The 24,179-nt window shown below is 60.4% G+C and carries 22 protein-coding genes and 4 pseudogenes; 15 read left to right on the top strand and 11 right to left on the bottom strand.

What is annotated here, in order from left to right:
• The first annotated feature begins 16 nt into the window (after positions 1–16).
• The 4 genes and pseudogenes from rng (at position 17) to tldD (ending at position 7,719) form a co-directional block, all read left to right on the top strand.
• Complete coding sequence (gene rng / locus ACZZZ4_RS13085) at positions 17–1,474, top strand: ribonuclease G (RefSeq protein ID WP_016771696.1); 1,458 nt, start codon at positions 17–19, stop codon at positions 1,472–1,474.
• 75 nt (positions 1,475–1,549) lie between these two features.
• Positions 1,550–5,380 (top strand): YhdP family protein, encoded by a 3,831-nt coding sequence (locus tag ACZZZ4_RS13090; protein ID WP_463547985.1) that lies wholly within the window; start codon positions 1,550–1,552, stop codon positions 5,378–5,380.
• Positions 5,381–5,410: 30 nt separating this feature from the next.
• Complete coding sequence (locus tag ACZZZ4_RS13095; RefSeq protein ID WP_415763637.1) at positions 5,411–6,271, top strand: carbon-nitrogen hydrolase family protein; 861 nt, start codon at positions 5,411–5,413, stop codon at positions 6,269–6,271.
• 4 nt (positions 6,272–6,275) lie between these two features.
• Positions 6,276–7,719, top strand: a pseudogene (gene tldD, locus ACZZZ4_RS13100) (metalloprotease TldD).
• 51 nt (positions 7,720–7,770) lie between these two features.
• Here the strand turns inward: tldD and yjgA are convergent.
• Complete coding sequence (yjgA, locus tag ACZZZ4_RS13105; RefSeq protein WP_016771692.1) at positions 7,771–8,295, bottom strand: ribosome biogenesis factor YjgA; 525 nt, start codon at positions 8,293–8,295, stop codon at positions 7,771–7,773.
• A 108-nt stretch (positions 8,296–8,403) separates the two neighbouring features.
• Here yjgA and pmbA point away from each other — a divergent pair, with 108 nt between their 5' ends.
• The 6 genes and pseudogenes from pmbA to ACZZZ4_RS13135 all read left to right on the top strand — a co-directional run bounded on the left by pmbA (position 8,404) and on the right by ACZZZ4_RS13135 (position 13,764).
• Positions 8,404–9,750, top strand: coding sequence for a metalloprotease PmbA (gene pmbA / locus ACZZZ4_RS13110; RefSeq protein ID WP_129999933.1), 1,347 nt, complete (start codon positions 8,404–8,406; stop codon positions 9,748–9,750).
• A 240-nt stretch (positions 9,751–9,990) separates the two neighbouring features.
• Positions 9,991–10,398 (top strand): FagA protein, encoded by a 408-nt coding sequence (locus tag ACZZZ4_RS13115; RefSeq protein ID WP_463547986.1) that lies wholly within the window; start codon positions 9,991–9,993, stop codon positions 10,396–10,398.
• Complete coding sequence (locus ACZZZ4_RS13120; protein ID WP_463547987.1) at positions 10,379–11,755, top strand: class II fumarate hydratase; 1,377 nt, start codon at positions 10,379–10,381, stop codon at positions 11,753–11,755. Before ACZZZ4_RS13115 ends, ACZZZ4_RS13120 begins: the two co-directional genes overlap by 20 nt.
• 27 nt (positions 11,756–11,782) lie before the next feature.
• The gene (locus ACZZZ4_RS13125; RefSeq protein WP_463547988.1) at positions 11,783–12,223 is read left to right on the top strand and encodes a hypothetical protein; all 441 of its coding nucleotides are present in this window, start codon (positions 11,783–11,785) and stop codon (positions 12,221–12,223) included.
• A 1-nt stretch (position 12,224) separates the two neighbouring features.
• Positions 12,225–12,835 (top strand): annotated as a pseudogene (locus tag ACZZZ4_RS13130) (superoxide dismutase).
• A 29-nt stretch (positions 12,836–12,864) separates the two neighbouring features.
• Complete coding sequence (locus tag ACZZZ4_RS13135; RefSeq protein WP_463547989.1) at positions 12,865–13,764, top strand: ZIP family metal transporter; 900 nt, start codon at positions 12,865–12,867, stop codon at positions 13,762–13,764.
• 93 nt (positions 13,765–13,857) lie between these two features.
• On the opposite strand, the gene ACZZZ4_RS13140 is transcribed toward ACZZZ4_RS13135, so the two are convergent.
• The 10 genes and pseudogenes from ACZZZ4_RS13140 to ACZZZ4_RS13185 form a co-directional block, all read right to left on the bottom strand.
• Positions 13,858–14,133, bottom strand: coding sequence for an HPr family phosphocarrier protein (locus ACZZZ4_RS13140; RefSeq protein WP_039759385.1), 276 nt, complete (start codon positions 14,131–14,133; stop codon positions 13,858–13,860).
• Positions 14,134–14,148: 15 nt separating this feature from the next.
• Positions 14,149–15,006, bottom strand: a complete 858-nt coding sequence (gene rapZ, locus ACZZZ4_RS13145) for an RNase adapter RapZ (protein WP_039759382.1) — start codon at positions 15,004–15,006, stop codon at positions 14,149–14,151.
• Between the two features lie 2 nt (positions 15,007–15,008).
• A pseudogene (ptsN, locus tag ACZZZ4_RS13150) lies at positions 15,009–15,472 on the bottom strand (PTS IIA-like nitrogen regulatory protein PtsN).
• A gap of 12 nt (positions 15,473–15,484) precedes the next feature.
• Positions 15,485–15,793, bottom strand: a complete 309-nt coding sequence (gene hpf, locus ACZZZ4_RS13155) for a ribosome hibernation-promoting factor, HPF/YfiA family (RefSeq protein WP_007912419.1) — start codon at positions 15,791–15,793, stop codon at positions 15,485–15,487.
• 73 nt (positions 15,794–15,866) lie between these two features.
• Positions 15,867–17,357: an RNA polymerase factor sigma-54 gene (locus ACZZZ4_RS13160; RefSeq protein WP_039759377.1), complete on the bottom strand. Its 1,491-nt coding sequence runs from the start codon at positions 17,355–17,357 to the stop codon at positions 15,867–15,869.
• A gap of 166 nt (positions 17,358–17,523) precedes the next feature.
• Positions 17,524–18,249: an LPS export ABC transporter ATP-binding protein gene (gene lptB / locus ACZZZ4_RS13165; RefSeq protein WP_024011621.1), complete on the bottom strand. Its 726-nt coding sequence runs from the start codon at positions 18,247–18,249 to the stop codon at positions 17,524–17,526.
• Positions 18,249–18,794: a lipopolysaccharide transport periplasmic protein LptA gene (gene lptA, locus ACZZZ4_RS13170; protein ID WP_016771679.1), complete on the bottom strand. Its 546-nt coding sequence runs from the start codon at positions 18,792–18,794 to the stop codon at positions 18,249–18,251. The genes lptB and lptA overlap by 1 nt, the downstream gene beginning before the upstream one ends.
• Positions 18,781–19,352: pseudogene (gene lptC / locus ACZZZ4_RS13175) on the bottom strand (LPS export ABC transporter periplasmic protein LptC). The gene lptA and the pseudogene lptC overlap by 14 nt, the downstream one beginning before the upstream one ends.
• A gap of 8 nt (positions 19,353–19,360) precedes the next feature.
• A complete protein-coding gene (locus ACZZZ4_RS13180; protein WP_016771677.1) occupies positions 19,361–19,885 on the bottom strand; it encodes a KdsC family phosphatase in 525 nt (174 codons plus the stop codon).
• Complete coding sequence (locus tag ACZZZ4_RS13185; protein ID WP_463547990.1) at positions 19,885–20,859, bottom strand: KpsF/GutQ family sugar-phosphate isomerase; 975 nt, start codon at positions 20,857–20,859, stop codon at positions 19,885–19,887. The genes ACZZZ4_RS13180 and ACZZZ4_RS13185 overlap by 1 nt, the downstream gene beginning before the upstream one ends.
• A gap of 272 nt (positions 20,860–21,131) precedes the next feature.
• Here ACZZZ4_RS13185 and ACZZZ4_RS13190 point away from each other — a divergent pair, with 272 nt between their 5' ends.
• Genes ACZZZ4_RS13190 through ACZZZ4_RS13210 form a run of 5 tightly spaced genes read left to right on the top strand, consistent with a single transcriptional unit; the run spans position 21,132 to position 24,172 of the window.
• Positions 21,132–21,941, top strand: coding sequence for an ATP-binding cassette domain-containing protein (locus ACZZZ4_RS13190; RefSeq protein ID WP_039759369.1), 810 nt, complete (start codon positions 21,132–21,134; stop codon positions 21,939–21,941).
• Positions 21,941–22,738 (top strand): lipid asymmetry maintenance ABC transporter permease subunit MlaE, encoded by a 798-nt coding sequence (gene mlaE, locus ACZZZ4_RS13195; RefSeq protein WP_039759366.1) that lies wholly within the window; start codon positions 21,941–21,943, stop codon positions 22,736–22,738. Before ACZZZ4_RS13190 ends, mlaE begins: the two co-directional genes overlap by 1 nt.
• Positions 22,738–23,205, top strand: a complete 468-nt coding sequence (gene mlaD, locus ACZZZ4_RS13200) for an outer membrane lipid asymmetry maintenance protein MlaD (RefSeq protein ID WP_016771673.1) — start codon at positions 22,738–22,740, stop codon at positions 23,203–23,205. The genes mlaE and mlaD overlap by 1 nt, the downstream gene beginning before the upstream one ends.
• An 11-nt stretch (positions 23,206–23,216) precedes the next feature.
• Positions 23,217–23,870 (top strand): MlaC/ttg2D family ABC transporter substrate-binding protein, encoded by a 654-nt coding sequence (locus ACZZZ4_RS13205; RefSeq protein WP_129999927.1) that lies wholly within the window; start codon positions 23,217–23,219, stop codon positions 23,868–23,870.
• Positions 23,867–24,172 (top strand): STAS domain-containing protein, encoded by a 306-nt coding sequence (locus tag ACZZZ4_RS13210; RefSeq protein ID WP_039759362.1) that lies wholly within the window; start codon positions 23,867–23,869, stop codon positions 24,170–24,172. The genes ACZZZ4_RS13205 and ACZZZ4_RS13210 overlap by 4 nt, the downstream gene beginning before the upstream one ends.
• Positions 24,173–24,179 lie beyond the last annotated feature (7 nt).

Below are 24,179 nucleotides of genomic sequence, written 5' to 3' on the forward strand. Positions count from 1 at the left end.
TGAACGAGATCCTGCCATGAGTGAAGAGATTCTGATCAACATCACGCCGATGGAGTCGCGCGTGGCGGTGGTCGAAAACGGTGTGCTGCAAGAAGTCCACGTTGAGCGCACGCAGAAACGCGGGATCGTCGGCAACATCTATAAAGGCAAGATCGTGCGCGTCCTGCCGGGCATGCAGGCAGCATTTGTCGACATTGGCCTCGATCGCGCGGCTTTCATTCATGCCGCCGAAATTTCCCTGCGTGAAGGCCCGGCCGTGGAAAGCATCAGTTCGCTGGTGCACGAGGGCCAGAGCCTGGTGGTACAAGTCACCAAGGATCCGATCGGCTCCAAAGGCGCACGTCTGACCACGCAACTGTCGATCCCTTCGCGTTATCTGGTGTACATGCCGCGCACCGCCCACGTCGGCATTTCCCTGAAGATCGAAGACGAAGCCGAGCGCGAGCGCCTCAAGCAGGTGGTCAGCGATTGCGTGGCCAAAGAAGGTATCAAGGAGGCCGGCGGCTTCATTCTGCGCACGGCCGCTGAAGGCGCGGGCGCTGATGAAATCCTCATGGACATCCGCTACCTGCGGCGTCTCTGGGACCAGATCAACGAGCAGATCAAGACCATCGCTGCGCCCAGCGTGATCTATGAAGACCTAGGCCTGGCCCTGCGTACTCTGCGTGACCTGGTCAATCCGAAGATCGAGAAAATTCGCATTGACTCGCGGGAAACCTTCCAGAAAACCACGCAATTCGTCGCCGAACTGATGCCGGAAATCGCCGATCGTCTGGAACACTATCCGGGTGAGCGACCGATCTTCGACCTCTACGGTGTCGAAGACGAAATCCAGCGTGCGCTGGAGCGCAAGGTGCCGCTCAAGTCCGGCGGTTATCTGGTGATCGATCCGGCGGAAGCCATGACCACCATCGACGTCAACACCGGGGCGTTCGTCGGCCATCGCAATCTCGAAGAAACCATTTTCAAGACCAATCTCGAAGCGGCCACGGCGATTGCCCGGCAAATGCGCCTGCGCAACCTCGGCGGGATCATCATCATCGACTTCATCGACATGGAAGATGAGGAGCATCAGCGGCAGGTCCTGCGCACTCTGGAGAAACAGCTGGAGCGCGATCACGCCAAGACCAACATCATCGGCATCACCGAGTTGGGCCTGGTGCAGATGACCCGCAAGCGCACCCGTGAAAGTCTTGAACAGGTGCTGTGCGAGCCGTGCAGCAGTTGTCAGGGACGCGGCAAACTGAAGACTGCCGAAACCATCTGTTACGAGATCTTCCGCGAGATCCTGCGCGAGGCGCGGGCCTATCAGGCCGAGGGTTATCGGGTACTGGCCAACCAGAAAGTGGTGGATCGCCTGCTTGACGAAGAATCCGGTAACGTCGCCGAGCTTGAAGGCTTTATCGGCCGCACCATACGCTTCCAGGTGGAAACCATGTATTCCCAGGAACAATATGACGTGGTGCTGCTCTGAAGCCCTGCATCACCCTTCATTCAACGCGGCTGGCCTCAGCTTTTCGCAGTATTTTTGCCATGGGAGCCAACTGACATGGAACGTCTGACACGCATATTGGCCGCACTCACCCGTTGGGGGCTGGGCCTGTGCGCGTTGGTTCTGGTGTTGATGGCGCTGTACGTCAGCCTCGGCCGCGAGCTGACGCCGCTGGTAGCGGAATACCGCGCCGACATCGAAGACAAGGCCAGCGCCGCCCTCGGCATGCCCTTGCAGATCGGTGAGCTGGAAGGCAACTGGAGCGGTTTCGCACCGATTCTGCTGGCCCACGACGTGATGGTCGGCGACGGCGCCAATGCGCTGCGCCTCGATCGTGTGCGGGTGGTACCGGACCTCTGGGCCAGTGTGCTCGCCCGCGAGGTGCGCCTCGCACATATCGAACTCAATGGTTTGAAGATCAGCCTCAAGGAAGCCGAAGACGGCACCTGGGCGCTGGAAGGTCTGCCGGTGCAGAAGGATCAGCCGTTCGATGCGGCACAACTGTTCCAGCGCTCGCAGATGATCAAGCAACTGTCGGTGCTCGATAGTCAGGTGACCCTGCAACCGCTCGACCACCCGCCCATGACGCTCACCTATGTCGGCCTCAATCTGCGTACCGGCGCGAGCCGCCAGCGTCTCGACGCGCGTCTGACGCTGCCCGATGGCCAGCCAGTGGCGCTGAGCCTGAAGACCCAATTGCGTCCTGATCAATGGCAGAACAGCGCCATCGAGGGTTATGCCAGCCTGCCGCAAAGCGACTGGTCGAAATGGCTCCCCGAACGCCTGACCCAGCAATGGAATTTTTCCGAGATCAAGGCCGGCGGCGAACTCTGGGTCGATTGGGCCGAAGGCGCATTGCAGAGCGCTGCGTTGCGCCTGAATGCACCGCAAGTGACTGGTGCCTACGCCGAGCGCAAGCCGATCCAGATCAATAATCTGGCGCTCAACGCCTATTACCGCAACACCGCCGAGGGGGTGAAGGTCACTCTTGATTCGCTGGCGATGAGTTTTGGCGAAACCCGCTGGGAATCCCGCGTGCAGGTACAGCAGACCCGGGCCAGCGCCAAGGCGGAAGAGCTCTGGCACTTGCAGGCCGATCGCCTCGATCTGACCCCGATCACGCCGCTGATCAATGCGCTGGGGCCGCTGCCGCAGAGTTTCGCCACGGTGGTCGAGCGTTTGAAGGTCACCGGCGGACTGCGCAATGTCCTGCTGGACTTCCGTCCGACCGCCGCCGACGGCAACAAATTCGGCTTTGCCGCCAACCTCGACAACGTCGGTTTCGATGCCTATCACGGCGCTCCGGCGGCGCGAAATGTCAGCGGCAGCCTTAGCGGCAATCTCGACGGCGGCGAATTGCGCCTCGACAGCAAGGATTTCGTCCTGCACCTCGATCCGATTTTCGCCAAGCCATGGCAATACCTGCAGGCCAATGCGCGGCTGACGTGGAAGCTCGACAAGGATGGCTTCACCCTGATTGCGCCGTACCTGAAGGTGCTGGGCGAGGAGGGCAAGATTGCCGGTGACTTCCTCATCCGCCTGCACTTCGACCATAGCCAGGAAGACTACATGGACCTGCGCGTTGGTCTGGTCGATGGCGACGGCCGCTATACCGCGAAATATCTGCCGGCGGTGTTGAGCCCGGCGCTTGATGAGTGGCTGCGCACAGCGATCCTCAAAGGCGCGGTGGATCAGGGTTTCTTCCAGTATCAGGGCTCGCTGAGCAAGAATGCCGGCGAGGCTGATCGCAGTATCAGCCTGTTCTTCAAGGTACATGATGCCGAATTGGCCTTTCAGCCGGGCTGGCCGCACGTGAGCAAGGTCAGCGGCGATGTGTTCATCGAAGACAGCGGCGTGCGCATCTGGGCCAGCAAAGGCCAGTTGCTCGATACCCAAGTCAGCGATGTCTTCGTCAATATTCCTCACGTACCGGCCGGGCAGAACAGCCATCTGTTGCTCGATGGCGCGTTTGCCGGTGGCCTGGGCGATGGCTTGAAGATTCTTCAGGACGCGCCGATCGGCACTGGCGAAACCTTCGCCGGTTGGGAAGGCGCTGGTGATCTGAACGGCAAGCTCAAACTGGATATTCCGTTGGCCAAGGGCGAACAGCCGAAAATCCTCGTTGATTTCAAGACCGCCAATGCGCGGCTGAAACTGGCTGAGCCGAAACTGGAACTGAGCCAGCTCAAGGGCGATTTCCGCTTCGACAGTAACAAAGGCCTCAGCGGCCAGAACATCTCTGCACGGGCCTTCGACAAACCGGTCACTTCGCAGATCTTCGCCGATGGCAGCGCCAACCAGATCAAGACCCGGGTGGCGGCGTCGGGGCAGGTCGAAGTGAAAAAGCTCACCGACTGGCTGGGCGTGACCCAGCCGTTGCCGGTGTCCGGGACGATTCCGTATCAGTTGCAGCTGAATCTTTCCGGGGCAGACAGCCAGTTGCTGGTCAGCTCCAGCCTCAAAGGCGTGGCGGTGGATCTGCCGGCGCCCTTCGGCATGGCCGCCGATGTCGGGCGGGACACGGTGTTCCGCATGACCTTGCAAGGGCAGGAGCGGCGGTACTGGGTCAATTACGATCAACTGGCCAATTTCACCTTTGCCGCGCCGCCGAGCAATTTCGCCGATGGCCGTGGCGAACTGTTTCTCGGCACGGGCGAAGCGGTGCTGCCGGGTGCCAAAGGCCTGCGCATTCGTGGTGTGCTGTCGGAGCTTGACGTGGCGCCGTGGCAGGAACTGGCGAATAAATACGCCGGGCAGGATCCGGGCGGCAGTGCCAAGCAATTGCTCAGCAGCGCTGACATCAAGGTCGGCAAATTGACCGCGCTCGGCACCACACTGGATCAGGCCTCGGTGCAGATCAATCGCAAGCCCGGCGCATGGAATCTGGCCCTCGACAGCCAGCAGGCCAAGGGCACGGCCAGCCTGCCGGACGCCAAGGGCGTGCCGATCGCGGTGAATCTGCAATACGTGAAACTGCCGGCGCCGGACCCGGCGGTGCAGGCCGACGAGAATGCGCCCGATCCATTGGCGTCGGTCGATCCGACGAAAATCCCGGCGCTGGATATCACCCTCAACCAGTTGTTCCTGGGGCCCGATCTGGTCGGTGGCTGGTCGCTGAAAGTGCGACCGACCCCCAAAGGCATCGCCCTGAACAATCTCGATATGGGCCTCAAGGGCATCCTGCTGCAAGGCAATGGCGGCTGGGAAGGCACGCCGGGTGCGACCAGCAGTTGGTACAAGGGGCGGATCGGTGGCAAGAATCTGGCTGACGTGCTCAAGGGCTGGGGCTTTGCGCCGAGCGTCACCAGTGAAGAATTCCATATGGATGTCGATGGACGTTGGCCAGGCTCGCCGGCGTGGCTGGCGACCAAGCGCTTCTCCGGCACCCTTGACGCCTCGCTGAACAAGGGCCAGTTCGTTGAAGTGGAGGGCGGCGCGCAGGCGCTGCGGGTGTTCGGCCTGCTCAACTTCAACTCCATCGGCCGGCGCCTGCGTCTGGACTTCTCCGACCTGTTCGGCAAGGGCTTGAGCTACGATCGGGTCAAAGGCCTGCTGGTGGCGAACAATGGCGTCTACGTCACCCGAGAGCCGATTCGCCTGACCGGGCCTTCAAGCAATCTGGAATTGGACGGCACGCTGGATCTGGTCGACGACAAGGTCGATGCGAAATTGCTGGTGACACTGCCGGTGACCAACAACCTGCCGATCGCCGCGCTGCTCGTCGGCGCACCGGCCGTAGGCGGCGCGCTGTTCCTCATCGACAAGCTGATCGGTGACCGCGTCGCGCGCTTCGCCAGCGTCAAGTACACCGTCAAAGGGCCATGGAAAGAGCCGAAAATCACCTTCGACAAGCCTTTTGAGCGGCCCGGCGTTGAAGCGATGGAGTAGCATGGCCAAATACCTCTTTGGGAGTTCGCCATGTCTTTAGCGGTGATTCAAATGGTCAGCCAGAGCGACGTGCCGGCCAATCTGGCCCAGGCCCGACGCCTGCTTGAACAGGCTGCCGCCAGCGGAGCGAAACTCGCGGTGCTGCCGGAAAACTTCGCCGCCATGGGCCGTCGTGATGTCGCCGATATCGGTCGCGCCGAGGCCTTGGGCGAAGGGCCGATCCTGCCCTGGTTGAAACAGGCCGCCCGCGACCTCACCTTATGGATAGTCGCCGGCACATTGCCGTTGCCACCATTGGGTCAACCCACGGCCAAAGCCAATGCCTGCTCGTTGTTGATCAACGATCACGGCGAGATTGTCGCGCGCTATGACAAGCTGCATCTGTTCGATGTCGATGTCGCCGACAATCGCGGCCGGTACCGTGAATCAGATGACTATGCTTATGGCGGTAATGTAGTGGTGGCGGACACGCCGGTGGGGCGCGTTGGTCTGAGCGTGTGTTACGACTTGCGCTTCCCGGAGCTGTACAGCGAATTGCGTGCCGCCGGTGCCGAGTTGATTACCGCACCGTCGGCCTTTACTGCCGTGACCGGCGCCGCGCATTGGGATGTACTGATCCGCGCGCGGGCCATCGAAACACAGTGTTATATCTTGGCGGCGGCACAGGGCGGCAGCCATCCGGGGCCACGCGAGACTTTCGGGCATGCGGCGATTGTGGACCCGTGGGGGCGTGTGCTGGCCCAGCAGGATCAAGGCGAGGCGGTGTTGCTGGCCGCCCGCGACAGCGATGAACAAGCGTCCATCCGGGCGCGCATGCCGGTGACGCGTCATCGGCGGTTTTTCTCGCAGGGCGCCCAGCGGCCTGCTTCAGAACACGAATTTAAGGCGTAAACCTATGAGCGAGTTGTTGTCCTCAGTCAGTGATCACCTGTTGGCACCCGGCGGTGTCACGATCGAGAGCCTGCAAGGCGTACTCGGCGATCTGGCCGGGCCGGGCATCGATGCCGCCGACCTGTATTTCCGAGGGCCAGATCTCCGAGTCGTGGGCGCTGGAAGACGGCATCGTCAAGGAAGGCAGCTTCAATCTCGACCAAGGTGTCGGCGTGCGTGCGCAGTCCGGTGAGAAAACCGGTTTTGCCTACAGCAACGCGATCACCCTTGAAGCCCTCGGTGCAGCGGCCCGCGCCGCGCGTTCGATCTCACGTGCCGGGCAGAACGGCACCGTGCAGGCATTCACCAGCCAGGACGTCGCGCAACTGTACGCGCCCGATAACCCGCTGGAAGTGCTCAGCCGCGCGGAAAAAGTCGAGTTGCTCAAACGCATCGACGTCGCTACGCGCGCACTCGACCCACGGATTCAGCAGGTCAGCGTGAGCATGGCCGGGGTTTGGGAGCGGATTCTGGTCGCGTCCACCGACGGTGGCCTGGCCGCCGACGTGCGACCGCTGGTGCGCTTCAACGTTAGCGTTATCGTCGAACAGAATGGCCGTCGCGAACGCGGCGGGCACGGCGGCGGTGGGCGTACCGATTACCGCTACTTCCTCGCCGAAGACCGCGCCATGGGTTATGCCCGCGAAGCGCTGCGCCAGGCGCTGGTGAATCTGGAAGCGATTCCGGCGCCGGCCGGTACCTTGCCGGTGGTGCTGGGTTCCGGCTGGTCCGGCGTGCTGCTGCACGAAGCGGTCGGTCACGGTCTGGAAGGCGATTTCAACCGCAAGGGCAGCTCGGCCTACAGCGGGCGCATGGGTGAAATGGTTGCCTCCAAACTTTGCACCATCGTCGATGACGGCACCTTGAGCGGCCGTCGCGGTTCGCTGAGCGTCGATGACGAAGGCACGCCCACCGAGTGCACTACGCTGATCGAAAACGGCGTACTCAAGGGCTACATGCAAGACAAGCTCAACGCGCGGCTGATGGGCGTGGCGCGCACCGGTAACGGTCGCCGCGAATCCTACGCGCACCTGCCGATGCCACGGATGACCAACACCTACATGCTCGGTGGCGAAAGTGATCCAGCGGAAATCATCGCTTCGGTGAAGAAGGGCATCTACTGCGCCAACCTCGGCGGCGGTCAGGTCGATATCACCAGCGGCAAGTTCGTATTCTCCACCAGCGAGGCCTATTTGATCGAGGACGGCAAGATCACCGCACCGGTCAAAGGCGCGACGTTGATCGGCAACGGTCCCGAGGCGATGAGCCGGGTGTCGATGGTCGGTAACGATCTGGCGCTGGACAGCGGTGTGGGTACGTGTGGCAAGGATGGGCAGTCGGTGCCGGTGGGTGTCGGCCAGCCAACGCTGAAAATCGATGCGATTACCGTGGGTGGCACGGGCGCATAAGAGAGGAGGGGCTTTCGGGTGGCGCGCAGGACGGCCACCCGGTGGCGATTATCAACGCAGGCCGCGTTGAGTCTCGTCCAGCTCCCGAATGTATTTGAAGATCTTGCGGCTCGAAGCAGGTGGTTTGTTTTGCGCAACCTCATGCTGGGCCTGACGGATCAGGGAACGCAATTGCTGGCGATCGGCGTCCGGGTACTCGATGACGAATTTCTCCAGCACGGCGTCATCGCCCGCGATCAGGCGGTCACGCCAGCGTTCCAGATTATGGAAACGCTCGTTGTACTGGCGAGTGGAGGCATCGAGTTGATCGAGCAGAGTCAGAATCGCGTCCGTGTCCTGGTCGCGCATCAGTTTGCCGATGAACTGCAAATGCCGTTTACGCGCGATGTTCGCGGTGTGCTTGGGCGCATCGGCCAATGCCCGGCGCAAAGCGTCGGTCAACGGCAGTTTGGCGACCAGATCAGGCTTGAGTGTGGTCAGGCGCTCGCCGAGGTCAACCAGCGCATGCAGCTCGCGTTTGACCTGAGATTTGCTTTTTTCTCCCGTATCGAGGGAGTCGTCGTAAGAATCAACCATGGTGGCAGTCCGCAAAGAAACGCCGCCATGATAACCAGTCGGGGGCCGCTTGTCCGGCCCGGTCGCTCGATGACCCCAGCCGAAAGCAGAATTTGAGTGGAGATGAGCATGAGTGCAGTTCAAAGCGTCGGCCCGCAGGCATTGCCGGCACTGCAAGAACAGGTCGAGCAGATCATCGCCGAAGCCAAGCGCCAGGGCGCCAGCGCCTGTGAAGTCGCGGTGTCGCTGGAGCAGGGGCTGTCGACATCGGTGCGTCAGCGCGAGGTCGAAACCGTTGAATTCAATCGTGATCAGGGTTTTGGTATCACCCTGTACGTCGGCCAGCGCAAGGGCTCGGCCAGCACCTCGGCCACCGGGCCGGAGGCGATTCGTGAAACGGTCGCAGCAGCACTGGCCATCGCCAAGCACACTTCCGAAGATGAAGCCTCGGGTCTCGCCGACGCCGCATTGATGGCCAGGGATGTGCAGGATTTCGACCTGTTTCACGAGTGGGACATCACCCCGGAGCAAGCTATCGAGAAGGCGTTGCTCTGTGAGGCAGCGGCGTTTGACGCCGATGCGCGGATCAAGAACGCCGACGGCACCACCCTCAGCACCCATCAGGGCTGCCGGGTTTATGGCAACAGCCATGGTTTCATCGGCGGTTACGCATCGACCCGGCACAGCCTGAGTTGCGTGATGATCGCTGAAGCCGAAGGCCAGATGCAGCGCGATTACTGGTATGACGTCAATCGCCAGGGCAGTCTGCTCGCCGATCCGGTGAGCATCGGCCAGCGTGCCGCGCAACGGGCAGCGAGCCGTCTGGGCGCGCGTCCGGTACCGACTTGCGAGGTGCCGGTGCTGTTTTCCGCTGAGCTTGCGGGTGGCCTGTTCGGCAGCTTCCTCTCGGCCGTGTCGGGCGGCAGCCTGTATCGCAAATCGTCGTTTCTCGAAGGCACGCTGGGGCAGAAGTTGTTCCCGGAATGGCTGACCATCGATGAGCGTCCGCATCTGATGCGTGCCATGGGCAGTGCTTCCTACGACGGTGATGGCCTGGCGACCTACGCAAAACCGTTCGTCGAAAAAGGCGAGTTGGTCTCCTACATCCTCGGCACCTACTCCGGGCGCAAACTGGGCATGCCGAGCACCGCCAACGCAGGTGGGGTGCACAACCTGTTCGTCACCCATGGCGACGAGGATCAGGCAGCGCTGTTGAAGCGCATGGGCCGAGGTCTGCTGGTCACCGAGTTGATGGGCCATGGCCTGAACATGGTCACCGGCGACTATTCGCGTGGCGCGGCGGGGTTCTGGGTCGAGAATGGCGAGATCCAGTTCGCTGTGCAGGAAGTGACCATCGCCGGCAACATGCGCGACATGTTCAAGCAGATCGTTGCCGTCGGTAATGATCTGGAGCTGCGCAGCAACATTCGCACCGGGTCGGTGTTGATCGAGCGGATGACTGTCGCCGGTAGCTAACCCCGGCCGTTACACAAAAAAGGCGCGCCACCTCATCGGGTGGTGCGCCTTTTTTATGATTGCATAAATCCCCTGTGGGAGCGGGCTTGCTCGCGAATGCGGTCTTTCAGTCAGAACATCTCTGGCTGGACACACCGCATTCGCGAGCAAGCCCGCTCCCACGGATTGCGTGCATGTCTGCTTGTGTTGGTTCTCATTATCATCTAATAATAAATCTCATCTCCGAACGAGTCCCGGATCATGAGTTCTGCCTTGCACGAGCAGCCCTACCTCGAAAGCTGGCGCTGGATGAGCCGCCAGATCCGTTGCGCGCTGGATCCCGACGAACCGCGCCTGATCGAACACTACCTCGCCGAAGGGCGCTATCTGTCCTGTTGCACAGCCACTTCGCCCTGGACTGTCGCCGAAACGTCTTTTCGTCTGCTGCTCGACACTGCCACCGATGTCGCGTTGCCGTGGCATTGGCGCAGCCTCTGCGTCGATCAAGCCTGGCGTCCCTTGCGTGAAATGGAACGCCTGTCGCTATGCCAATGCCGCGTGCGGCGCTGGCAACGCTACACCTGGCAGCTCGCCACTTGCGAGTTGCAACCGTCGATTCCTCTCATTGATTTGCTGCAAGGACATTCGCATGACCAAGACACGTATTGAACGCGACAGCATGGGCGAACTGCAGGTGCCGGTCGATGCGCTCTATGGCGCGCAGACCCAGCGCGCCGTGGACAACTTCCCGATCAGCGGAAAACCGATGCCGACGCAGTTCATTCGCGCATTGATCCTCGCCAAAGCCGCCGCCGCCCGCGCCAATGTCGAGCTGAACCAGATCAGCGCGGCCCAGGGCAAAGCCATCAGTGATGCCGCGCAGGGTCTGCTCGAAGGTGATTTCATGCAGCACTTCCCGGTGGACATCTTCCAGACCGGGTCTGGCACCAGCTCGAACATGAACGCCAACGAAGTGATTGCCACGCTGGCCAGCCGCATGCTCGATGAACCGGTCAACGCCAACGATCACGTCAATTGCGGGCAAAGCAGCAACGACATCATCCCGACCACCATCCACGTCAGCGCCGCGCTAGCGCTGCATGAACAACTGCTGCCGGCGCTGTTGCATCTGGTCCAGGTCATCGAGCGCAAGGCCGAGCAGGTGCATCACCACGTCAAAACCGGGCGCACCCATCTGATGGACGCGATGCCGGTACGCATGAGCCAAGTGCTCAACGGCTGGGCGCAGCAGCTCAAGGCCAACATTGCGCATCTGCAGGATTTGCTGCCGAGTCTGCAAGCACTGGCGCAGGGCGGCACGGCGGTGGGTACCGGGATCAATGCGCATCCGGAATTCGCCGCTCGATTCAGTCGGCACCTGAGCCAACTGACCGACGTGCAATTCACTCCGGGCAAAAATCTGTTCGCGTTGATTGGCTCGCAGGACACCGCCGTCGCCGTCTCCGGGCAGCTCAAGGCCACCGCCGTATCACTGATGAAAATCGCCAACGACCTGCGCTGGATGAACTCAGGTCCCTTGGCCGGTCTCGGCGAAATTGAACTCGAAGCGCTGCAACCGGGGTCGTCGATCATGCCCGGCAAAGTCAACCCGGTGATCCCGGAAGCCACCGCGATGGTCGCTGCGCAAGTGATTGGCAACGACTCGGTGATCACCGTCGCCGGTCAATCCGGCAATTTCGAACTGAACGTGATGCTGCCGATCATCGCGCAGAACCTGCTGAGCAGCATCGAACTGCTGGCCAACTCCAGTCGCCTGCTCGCTGACAAGGCAATCGCTACTTTCAAGGTCAACGAATCGCGCCTGCAAGAAGCGTTGTCGCGCAACCCGATTCTGGTCACCGCGCTCAACCCCATCATCGGTTATCAGAAAGCCGCTGAAATCGCCAAGCAGGCCTACAAGGAAGGCCGCGCGGTGATCGACGTCGCTCTGGAATACACCGACCTGTCGCGCAGCCAACTGGCAGAGTTGCTCAACCCCGAGAAACTCACCGCCGGCGGCGTGTAAACCCCGCAACCGCTTTGGAGGCTCACCATGGAGCACTGGAAACGCACGATCGAACGGGCCAATCGCTGCTTCATGCTGGGCGAGCTGATCGACGCCCGTGAGGCTTACCTGCAAGCCCTGGCCTTGGCGCAAGTGTTGTTCGATCGCTGGGCGGATGCCGACGAAGCGGTGGCGGCCTGCGTCGTCTCTCACCACAACCTCGCCGACCTGCATCTGCGCCTGAATCAACCGGAGGAGAGCGCCGAATACCTCTGCGCCATCCACCAACGCCTGTTGCAGACCATGCAGGACGAACGGCTGCGTCCGGCCCTGCGTGAAGCGGCATTGCGCCAGAGCAGCAAGACTTACGTCGAACTGCTGAATTTCATCAGCGAGCACGGCGAATACCCGCGCACCCAGCGCCTGCTGCATCCGGACACCGGCAATGCTCGCCGCGCCTCAAATTCTCATCAGTATGGAGTCCATTGAAATGGCTTTTACCTTGCCTGCCTTGCCTTACGCCTACGATGCCCTCGAGCCGCACATCGATGCGCAGACCATGGAGATCCATTACACCAAGCATCACCAGACCTATATCAACAACCTCAACGCCGCCGTAGAAGGGACCGAGTTTGCTGAATGGCCGGTGGAAAAACTCGTCGCCAGTGTCCAGCAACTGCCGGAAAAGCTTCGCGCGGCGGTGATCAATCAGGGCGGCGGCCACGCCAACCATTCGCTGTTCTGGGAAGTCATGGTGCCCAACGGTGGCGGCAAGCCCGACGGCGCGCTGGCCACGGCTATTGATGAGCAACTGGGCGGACTCGACAGCTTCAAGGAAGCCTTCACCAAAGCCGCGCTCACCCGTTTCGGCAGCGGTTGGGCGTGGCTCAGCGTGACACCGGAAAAAAACTGGTCGTGGAAAGCAGCGGCAATCAGGACAGCCCGTTGATGAACGGCAATACCCCAATCCTCGGTCTCGACGTCTGGGAGCACGCCTACTACTTGCGCTACCAGAACCGTCGCCCGGAATACATCAGCGCGTTCTACAACGTGATCAACTGGCCGGAAGTTGCTGCGCGCTATCAGGCCGCGCTGGTTTAAGCCTTCCATAAAAACAATCAGGGCTGAGTATGGGCACGCAAACACTGGCGATTGGCAGCGGGCGCATGTTTCGTTACGCGGTGGGTTCACTGTTGCTGTTGGCGGGGATGACTTTACTGGTCGCCCACGGTTTGCAATGGCTGAATCTGGAACCGAGGCTGTTGCGCGCCTTGCAGGGCGGTGCCATCTGCGCATTGGGTACGGCGCTTGGCGCGGTGCCGGTGCTGGTGATCCGGCGCATGCCGCAGGCACTCAGCGACACCTTGCTGGGATTTGGTGCCGGGGTGATGCTGGCGGCGACCGCATTTTCGTTGATCGTGCCGGGGATTGCTGCGGCCGAAAGTCTTGGTCTGACGCCGTGGGCTGCCAGTGGCCTGATCTGTTTCGGCATCCTGCTCGGCGCGTTTGGCCTGTATCTGGTTGATCGCAGGGTTTCCGGTGCCTCGCCGGAGATGCTCGTCGGCACGCTGGAGCATCCGGTGATTCCACCGCGAATCTGGCTGTTCGTGTTCGCCATCATTGCGCACAACATTCCCGAAGGTATGGCGGTCGGCGTATCTGCCGGCGGCGGCATGCCGGACGCCGACAGCCTGGCGATGGGCATCGCTCTGCAGGATGTGCCGGAAGGACTGGTGATTGCTTTGGTGCTGGCCGGGGCAGGAATGTCACGGGTCAGGGCGTTTCTGATCGGCGCGGCGTCGGGGTTGGTTGAGCCGGTGTTTGCGCTGTTGTGTGCGTGGCTAGTGAGTCTGGCTCAGGTACTGTTGCCGCTGGGACTGGGACTGGCACTGGCGGCCGGGGCGATGTTGCTGGTAGTGACCCACGAAGTGATCCCGGAGTCGCGCCGTCACGGACATGACAAACTGGCGAGTCTTGGCTTGTTGATCGGGTTTTGTCTGATGATGGTGATGGATACGGCGTTGGGTTGAAAGAAGATCAAAGGTCGCAGCCTGCGGCAGCTCCCACCTTGGAATGCGTTTCCTGTAGGAGCTCCGCAGGCTGCGATCTTTTGACTTTGGCTATCAGCCACCTTCGTCGAAGTAGTTGTTGATCAACGCTACCAGCGCATCCATGGCTTCCTGCTCTTGATGCCCTTCAGTACTCAAATAAATTTTGGTGCCCTTGCCCGCCGCGAGCATCATCATTGCCATGATGCTCTTGCCGTCGACAGTCGTTTCAGGTGTGCGTCCCACTCTGATCGTGCAGTCTGGATACTGACCGGCCACGCCGACGAACTTGGCCGATGCCCGGGCATGCAGGCCCAGCTTATTGATGATTTCGATTTCACGAGCAGGCATCGCGGTGTGGATCCTTTAGGTGAGGTCGCGGTGGCGAACCTGGACGTTCTTCAAGGTTTTCTGCAGAGCCTGACCCAGGCGTTCGGTCAGGTAGACGGAGCGGTGATGCCCGCCGGTGCAGCCAATGGCAACGGTGACGTAGGCGCGGTTGCTCGCGGCGAAACGTGGCAGCCATTTGTTCAGATAAGCGTAGATGTCCTGATACATTTCTTCGACATCGGGCTGCTGGGCCAAATACTCTGCCACCGGTGCATCGAGGCCCGACTGCGCGCGCAGCTCCGGTTTCCAGTACGGATTGGGCAGGCAACGCACATCGAAGACCAGATCGGCATCGACCGGCATGCCGCGCTTGAAGCCGAACGATTCAACCAGGAACGCCGTGCCGGGCTCAGGCTGATTCAACAGGCGCAACTTCAGGGTGTCGCGCAGCTGGTACAGATTGAGATGGGTGGTGTTGATTTTCAGGTCGGCCAGATCGGCGATCGGGCCGAGCAGGGCGCTTTCATCGTGAATCGCTTCAGCCAGTGAGCGATTGGCGTTACTCAACGGGTGACGACGACGGGTCTCGGAAAAACGCTTGAGCAGGGTTTCTTCGTCGGCGTCCAGATACAGCACATCGCACTTGATATGTTTGGCACGGACGTCTTCGAGCAATTCAGGAAAGCGTGACAGATGGCTGGGCAAGTTGCGTGCATCGATCGACACGGCGACCAGCGGCTGCGCCAGCTCCGTGTGGATCAGCGCCCGCTCGGCCAGTTCCGGTAGCAAACCGGCCGGCAGATTGTCGATGCAGTAGTAGCCGTTGTCCTCAAGGACATTCAGGGCGGTACTTTTGCCCGAGCCCGAACGGCCACTGACGATGATCAAGCGCATGATTAGTGCCCGTTCTGCTCGTCCAGCACAACCTGGTACAAGGCTTCGTTGCTCGCGGCGCTGCGCAGTTTTTCGCGCACTTCCTTGCGGTCGAGCATGCTGGCGATCTGGCGCAGCAACTCCAGATGCGCATCAGTCGCGGCCTCCGGGACCAGCAGCACGAAGAGCAGGTCGACCGGGGCGCCGTCGATGGCGTCGAAATCGATTGGAGCTTCAAGGTGCAGCAGGGCACTGACTGGCGCCGTGCAGCCCTTGAGGCGGCAGTGGGGAATGGCGATGCCGTTACCAAAACCGGTGGAGCCGAGTTTTTCACGGGCGATCAACGCCTCGAAAACATCCTGCATCGCCAGATCCGGCACTTCGCGGTGGATCAGGTTGGCAATTTGTTCGAGGGCTTTTTCTTGCTGCCGCCCGGCGCGTTCACCTGGGAACGGCCGGGGGTCAGGATGGTTTCAAGTCGGATCATGGGATAGGGGTGTTAACGACCGGTCGCGCCCTGGAGGAGGCTCTGGGTCTTTTCCTTATGCTTTTTGAGTTGGCGATCCAGCTTGTCGGTGAGTGAGTCGATCGCAGCGTACATGTCAGTATCTTCTGCGTTGGCGACCACTTCGCTGCCGGGGATATGCAAGGTGGCTTCGATCTTCTGCTTCAGCTTTTCGACGCACATCGTGACCTGCACGTTGGTGATCTTGTCGAAATGTCGCTCCAGTCGTTGGAGTTTTTCCTCGATGTAGGAACGCAGAGGTTGGGTCACTTCCAGTTGGTGTCCACTGATGTTGACTTGCATACAGCTTCTCCTTCGTTGCCAGTGCATAAAGCGGCAGGCCGAAAAGCCTGCCACTGGAACGCTGTAACGTGGCTTACATCAACCGCTTGCGTTCGCTCGAAGGCGCGATTCCGAGGGATTCGCGGTACTTGGCGACGGTGCGGCGAGCCACCTGAATGCCTTGTGCCTCCAGTAAACCAGCGATCTTGCTGTCACTCAACGGCTTTTTCTGATTTTCCGCGGCGACCAATTTCTTGATGATCGCGCGGATCGCTGTGGACGAGCATTCGCCGCCTTCGGAGGTGCTGACGTGGCTGGAGAAAAAGTATTTCAGCTCATAAATACCGCGCGGGGTATGCATGAATTTTTGCGTGGTTACCCGGGAAATCGTTGATTCGTGCATGCCGACCGCTTCGGCGATGTCATGCAATACCAGCGGCTTCATCGCTTCGTCGCCGTATTCGAGGAAGCCGCGCTGATGTTCGACGATCTGCGTGGCGACTTTCATCAGGGTTTCGTTACGGCTTTGCAGGCTCTTGATGAACCAGCGGGCTTCCTGCAACTGATTGCGCATGAAAGTGTTGTCGGCGCTGGTGTCGGCACGCTTCACAAACCCGGCGTACTGGGCGTTGACGCGCAGACGTGGCACCGATTCCTGGTTCAGCTCGACCAGCCAGCGCTCGTTGTCCTTGCGCACGATCACATCGGGAATAACGTATTCGGCTTCGGTCGATTCGATCTGTGAGCCCGGACGCGGATTGAGGCTCTGCACCAGCTCGATGACCTGGCGCAACTCGTCTTCCTTGAGCTTCATGCGGCGCATCAACTGGCTGTAATCGCGGCTGCCGAGCAAGTCGATGTAATCGGTAACCAGACGCTTGGCTTCGCTCAGCCACGGCGTCTTGGCTGGCAGTTGGCGCAGTTGCAGAAGCAGGCATTCGCTGAGGTTGCGTGCGCCGATCCCGGCGGGTTCGAATTGCTGGATGCGATGCAGAACGGCTTCGATTTCATCGAGCTCGATGTCCAGTTCCGGATCGAATGCTTCGAGAATCTCTTCGAGCGTTTCGTCCAGGTAGCCCTGATTGTTGATGCAGTCGATCAGGGTCACGGCGATCAGGCGATCGGTGTCGGACATCGGTGCCAGGTTCAGTTGCCAGAGCAGATGGCTCTGCAGGCTCTCGCCGGCGGACGTGCGGGTGGTGAAATCCCATTCGTCGTCATCGCTGCTGGGCAGGCTGCTGGCGCTGGTCTGGTAGACGTCTTCCCAGGCGGTATCCACCGGCAATTCGTTGGGGATGCGCTCGTTCCATTCGCCATCCTCGAGGTTATCCACCGTCGGGGCGGTTTCCTGATAGGAGGGTTCCTGAATCTCGGCGGGCTTCTGTTCGGCGTTGTCGGCCAGAGGATCGGCGTTGTCGAAGTCGTCGCCTTCTTCCTGGCGTTCGAGCATCGGGTTGGATTCCAGAGCCTCCTGGATCTCCTGTTGCAGGTCCAGGGTCGACAATTGGAGCAGACGGATGGCCTGTTGCAGCTGCGGCGTCATCGTCAGCTGCTGGCCCATTCTCAAGACTAGCGATGGTTTCATGGCAGGGGCTTAACACCTTATTCGCCGGCGCTTTGCGCCATCCACTACAGGGCGCCGAAGCGCCAAACTTAAGCAAATTATATGCCTGAAACTGAAGTGTTTGCCTAGAGCGCTGTAACAATTAAAGCGGATAAATGCGCCTTGAATCGATACAGCGCTGTCGCGCTTACAGGCGGAACTCGTGACCCAGATACACTTCCTTGACCAGATCGTTGGCCAGGATGGTCTCGGCATCACCTTCGGCGATCAATTGACCGTCGTTGACGATGTAAGCGGTTTCGCAAATATCCAGGGTCTCACGGACGTTGTGGTCGGTGATCAGCACACCGATGCCCTTGGCCTTGAGGTGGTGGATGATCTGCTTGATGTCGCCCACCGAGATCGGGTCGACACCGGCGAACGGTTCGTCGAGCAGGATGAATTTCGGCGCAGTCGCCAACGCACGAGCGATTTCCACCCGGCGACGCTCACCACCGGACAGGCTCATGCCGAGGTTGTCGCGGATGTGGCTGATGTGGAATTCCTGCAGCAGGCTTTCCAGCTCCTTGCGACGACCGGCCTTGTCGAGCTCCGGGCGAGTCTCGAGGATCGCCATGATGTTGTCAGCAACCGACAGTTTGCGGAAGATCGACGCTTCTTGCGGCAGATAGCCGATACCGGCCTTGGCGCGGCCGTGCATCGGCTGATGGCTGACGTCCAGATCATCGATCAGCACACGGCCCTGATCCGCCTGCACCAGGCCGACGATCATGTAGAAGCACGTCGTTTTGCCGGCGCCATTCGGGCCGAGCAAGCCGACGATCTGCCCGCTGTCGATCGACAGGCTGACGTCACGCACGACCTGGCGGCTTTTATAGGCCTTGGCCAGGTGCTGAGCTTTCAGAGTTGCCATTACTGGGATTTCTCTTCGGTTTTCTTCTTCGGCTGGATCACCATGTCGATGCGCGGACGCGATTCGGTGACCTTGCTGCCCGTGGCGCGACCTGCGCTGGCCAGTTTCTTCACGGTGTCGTAGACGATTTTTTCGCCCTGGGTGACGTTGTTATCCTTGTCGATAACCTTGGCCTTGTCGATCAGCACCACCCGGTTCTGCTGGGCGTGGTATTGAATCGTCACGCCGTAGCCCTTGACCGGATTGGCGTCGCCCTGGGTCTGCAGCTGCTCGAAGTAAGCCAGGTTGCCCACCGAGGTCACCACATCGATGTCGCCGTTGGGCGCGCGAGTCATGGTCACGGTGTTGCCTTTAACGATCATCGAGCCCTGGGTAATGATCACGTCACCTTTATAGGTGGCGATGCCATTCTTGTCGTCGAGTTGGGCGTCGTCGGCCTGAATGCGGATAGGCTGCTGCTGATCGTTCGGCAGGGACCAGGCGCTCGCGCTTCCCAGTGCTGCGCCCAGACTGAGCAAAATAGGGAGGGTTTTAACGAGCCTCATACTGTCCTCTTACGTTCGATTGCAGGTGTATCCTGCTGTCCTTCAGGTACGCTTTCATTCCGACGCCAGTCGATACGCCACCAGCGCCCTCGATTCTAACGGGTTGCGCAGTCTGCGCATATTCCTGCTGCGGGAACACGGTCATGCGCGTGCTGGTGATCAGCGTGCCGCGCTTTTTCTCATCGGTGCGCTGCACACGGACCGAATCGATCAATTCCACTTCGGTACCGCCCGAGTTCACTTCGCCGCGTTCGCTGGTCACGTGCCAGGGAAGTCGGTGCCGCGATACATGTTCAAGTCAGGCTTGGTCACCAGGGTGATATCGGTAGCCTTGACGTGCTCGGCCTTGTCGGAAGTCATCTCGTACTGCACCTTACCGTCGGGCAGGTACTGAATGGTATGCGTGTTGGTCGCGTACCAGTCGATCGGATTCTCGGCAGCCGAAACCGGTGGCTTGTCGAGGAAGCGTTCCGGGCTGATGTTCCAGTAGCCGACCGCAGCGAAAATCGCCGCGATGCAGCCGAACAGCAGGAAGTTGCGAAACTTTTTGCTAAACATGGTCAGGCTCACAGGTACGCGGCGTTGGCCGCTTCGAGGCGGCCCTGGGCGCGCAGGATCAATTCGCAGAATTCGCGGGCGGCACCTTCGCCGCCACGGGCGCGGGTAACGCCGTGGGCGTGTTCGCGGACGAAATCGGCAGCGTTGGCCACCGCCATGCCCAGCCCTACACGGCGGATTACCGGCAAGTCTGGCAGATCGTCACCCAGATAGGCGACTTCTTCATAGCTTAGGCCCAGTTGCGCGAGCAGGCCGTCGAGCACCACCAGTTTGTCTTCACGCCCCTGAAACAGATGCGGGATGCCGAGGTTCTTCGCGCGGCGCTCGACCACCGGGGTCTTGCGACCGCTGATGATTGCGGTTTGTACGCCGGCATTCATCAGCATCTTGATGCCCTGGCCGTCGAGGGTGTTGAAGGTCTTGAACTCGCTGCCGTCTTCAAGAAAGTACAGGCGGCCGTCGGTGAGCACACCGTCGACATCGAAGACTGCCAGTTTGATCGCTTTGCCGCGTTGCAGCAGATCGTTGCTCATTACATGACTCCTGCGCGCAGCAGATCGGAGAGGTTGAAGGCGCCGATCGGGCGATCCTCCTCGTCGACGACTACCAGGGCGTTGATTCGATGGTCTTCCATGATTTTCAGGGCTTCGGCGGCGAGCATGTCGGGCCGGGCGGTCTTGCCGTGGGCGGTCATCACCTGATCGATGGTGGCGCTGCGGATGTCGATGGCGCGATCCAGGGTGCGGCGCAAATCACCGTCAGTGAATATCCCGGCGAGCTTGCCGTCGGCTTCAAGGACAGCGGTCATGCCCAGGCCTTTGCGGGTCATTTCCATCAGTGCGTCCTTGAGCAGGGTGCCGCGTTGTACCTGCGGCAGCTCTTGCCCGGCGTGCATGACGTTTTCCACTTTCAGCAGCAGGCGACGGCCAAGGGCGCCGCCCGGATGCGAGAACGCAAAATCTTCAGCGGTAAAGCCACGCGCTTCCAGCAACGCCACAGCCAGGGCATCGCCCATGACCAGCGCAGCAGTAGTAGAAGAAGTCGGTGCCAGATTCAACGGGCAGGCTTCGTGCTCGACATGCACATTGAGATTGACCTCGGCAGCCTTCGCCAAGGGCGACTGCGGATTGCCGGTGACGCTGATCAGTTGAATGCCCAAGCGCTTGATCAGTGGCAGCAGCGTCACGATTTCATTGGTCGAACCAGAGTTCGACAGGGCCAGAATCACGTCGTCGCGGGTAATCATGCCCATGTCGCCATGGCTGGCTTCGGCCGGATGCACGAAAAACGCCGGAGTGCCGGTGCTGGCCAGGGTGGCGGCGATCTTGTTGCCGATGTGCCCGGATTTGCCCATGCCGACCACGACCACACGGCCCTTGCTGGCCAGAATCATCTCGCAAGCGCGTACGAAATCGGCGTCGATATGGGCCATCAAGCCTTGGACGGCTTCCACTTCGAGGCGGATGGTGCGTTGTGCCGATTGAATCAGGTCGCGGGTTTTGCTCATGTCAGAATCGTATGGGCCGATGAAAAGGCGGCGATTATAGCGGTTATGTGGCAAAGCCTCACGCAAGTTCGACGTGCTTTGTCATTACTGGTTACCAAAACCCTCTGAAACTCGCTCAGGCCCTCTTCAGTCGGCGATCTTGGCCGGGTTCTCGCTTGGGCGCTCAGCCTTTGCAGTGATATAGTTCGCCGCCAGTTCGGCCTGCCCGGGATGCAGGTGTTTCCGAGGAAAGTCTGGCATCCCAGTGAGAGGCTGCATCGCAAGGAGTTTAGATGAGTGCCGATAACGCCTACGCGGTCGAGCTGAAGGGAGTCTCCTTCAAGCGCGGTGCGCGGAGCATTTTCAATAACGTCGATATCCGCATCCCGCGCGGCAAGGTCACCGGCATCATGGGGCCTTCCGGCTGCGGCAAGACCACGCTGTTGCGCCTGATGGGCGCGCAGTTGCGGCCGTCCAGCGGCGAAGTCTGGGTCAATGGGCAGAACCTGCCGACGCTGTCGCGCAGTGATCTGTTCGATGCGCGCAAGCACATGGGCGTGCTGTTTCAGAGCGGTGCGCTGTTCACCGACCTCGATGTGTTCGAGAACGTGGCCTTTCCGCTGCGGGTGCACACCCAGCTGCCGGAAGACATGATCCGCGACATCGTCCTGCTCAAACTGCAGGCCGTGGGGCTGCGTGGCGCCATCGAGCTGATGCCGGACGAACTGTCCGGCGGCATGAAGCGCCGCGTGGCGCTGGCCCGGGCGATAGCCCTCGATCCGCAGATTCTCATGTACGACGAGCCCTTCGTGGGCCAGGACCCGATCGCCATGGGCGTGCTGGTGCGCCTGATCCGTCTGCTCAACGATGCGTTGGGCATTACCAGCATCGTGGTGTCTCACGATCTGGCGGAAACCGCGAGCATTGCCGACTACATCTATGTAGTGGGCGATGGTCAGGTGCTGGGGCAGGGCACGCCGGATGAGCTGATGAATTCGGATGAGCCGCGTATCCGCCAGTTCATGACCGGCGATCCCGATGGCCCGGTGCCGTATCACTTTCCAGCGACGGATTACCGCGCAGATCTTCTGGGGAAGCGCTGATGCGCAGAATTTCATTGATGGAACGCGTGCGTCGGTTCGGCGAATCGGCGATCGACGCGGTCGCGGTGTTTGGTCGAGCGACCCTGTTCCTGTTTCACGCCCTGCTGGGCCGTGGCGGTATCAGCGGTGGTTTCGGCCTGTTGATCAAGCAGCTGCATTCGGTCGGCGTCATGTCGCTGGTGATCATTGTGGTCTCCGGCATTTTCATCGGCATGGTCCTCGCGCTGCAGGGCTTCAGCATTCTTTCCAGCTATGGTTCAGAGCAGGCGGTGGGGCAGATGGTCGCCCTGACCCTGCTGCGTGAACTCGGGCCGGTGGTGACCGCACTGTTGTTCGCGGGGCGCGCCGGTTCGGCATTGACCGCCGAGATCGGCAACATGAAATCGACCGAGCAGCTGTCCAGCCTGGAAATGATCGGTGTCGATCCGCTCAAGTACATCATCGCCCCGCGCCTGTGGGCCGGCTTCATTTCCCTGCCGGTGCTGGCGATGATCTTCAGCGTCGTCGGCATCTGGGGTGGTTCGTGGGTCGCGGTCGACTGGCTGGGTGTCTACGAAGGCTCGTACTGGGCGAACATGCAGAACAGCGTGACCTTCACCAGTGACGTGCTCAATGGCGTGATCAAAAGTGTCGTTTTCGCCTTCGTCGTGACCTGGATCGCCGTATTTCAAGGCTATGACTGTGAACCCACTTCCGAGGGAATCAGTCGTGCCACCACCAAGACCGTGGTGTTTGCCTCGCTGGCAGTGCTCGGCCTGGACTTTATTCTGACCGCTTTGATGTTTGGAGATTTCTGATGCAAAACCGCACCCTGGAAATCGGTGTCGGCCTGTTCCTGCTGGCAGGGATCCTGGCTTTGCTGCTGCTCGCCTTGCGCGTCAGCGGCCTGTCTCCGACTTCGTCCACCGATACCTACAAGCTATATGCCTACTTCGACAATATCGCCGGTCTGACGGTCAGAGCCAAAGTGACCATGGCCGGTGTGACCATCGGTAAGGTCACTGCTATCGATCTGGATCGCGACAGCTTCACCGGTCGAGTCACGCTGCAGGTGGATAAAAAGGTCGACAACCTGCCGGTCGACTCGACAGCGTCTATCCTCACCGCGGGTCTGCTGGGAGAGAAATACATCGGTATCAGCGTCGGCGGTGAAGACACCCAGTTGAAAGACGGTGGAACCATCCATGACACGCAGTCGTCACTGGTACTGGAAGACCTGATCGGTAAATTCCTGCTCAATACCGTTAGCAAAGACGCCAAATGAGGAGCTTTTGAATGATCTCTATCTTGCGACGTGGCCTGTTGGTGTTGCTCGCGGCCCTGCCGTTGATGGCTAACGCCGCACCGGGGCAATCGGCTCATGACCTGATTCAGGACACCACGAACCGGATGCTTGCCGATTTGCAGGCCAATAAAGAAAAGTACAAGCAGGATCCGCAGGATTTCTATGCGGCGCTCAACAGCATTGTCGGTCCGGTGGTGGATGCCGAGGGCATCTCCAAAAGCATCATGACCGTGAAGTATTCGCGCAAGGCCACGCCTGAGCAGATGCAACGCTTTCAGGAAAACTTCAAGCGCGGCCTGTTCCAGTTCTACGGCAACGCGCTGCTGGAATACAACAACCAGGGCATCACGGTTGACCCGGCCAAGGACGAATCTGGCGACCGCACCAGCGTCAACATGACCGTCAAGGGCAGCAACGGCGCGATTTATCCGGTGCAGTACACCCTTGAGAAGATCGGTGGCGAGTGGAAACTGCGCAACGTGATCATCAACGGCATCAACATCGGCAAGCTGTTCCGTGATCAGTTCGCCGACGCCATGCAGCGCAATGGCAACGATCTGGACAAGACCATCGATGGCTGGGCCGGTGAAGTGGCCAAGGCCAAGCAGGAAACCGACAAAGCCGCCGCGAAGCCAGCGCAATGAGTGAGGCGGCAGTTCGCATGAGTGATGTCGACGAGCTGGTGCTCAGCGGCGTGCTGGATTACCGCACCGGGCCCGACCTGCGCAAGGAAGGGCAGGCGCTGATCAAATCGAGCAAGGCATCGGCGCTGGTCATCGATTGTTCGGCGGTGCAGAAGTCCAGCAGCGTCGGCCTGTCATTGCTGCTGTGCTTCATGCGCGATGCGCAGGCGGCCGGCAAGGCTGTCAGCATTCGCGCGATGCCCGAAGACATGCGCGAAATCGCTCAGGTCAGTGAACTGACCGAGCTGTTGGCGCATCCCTGAACCGACA

This window comes from Pseudomonas sp. AC252 (assembly GCF_979258105.1).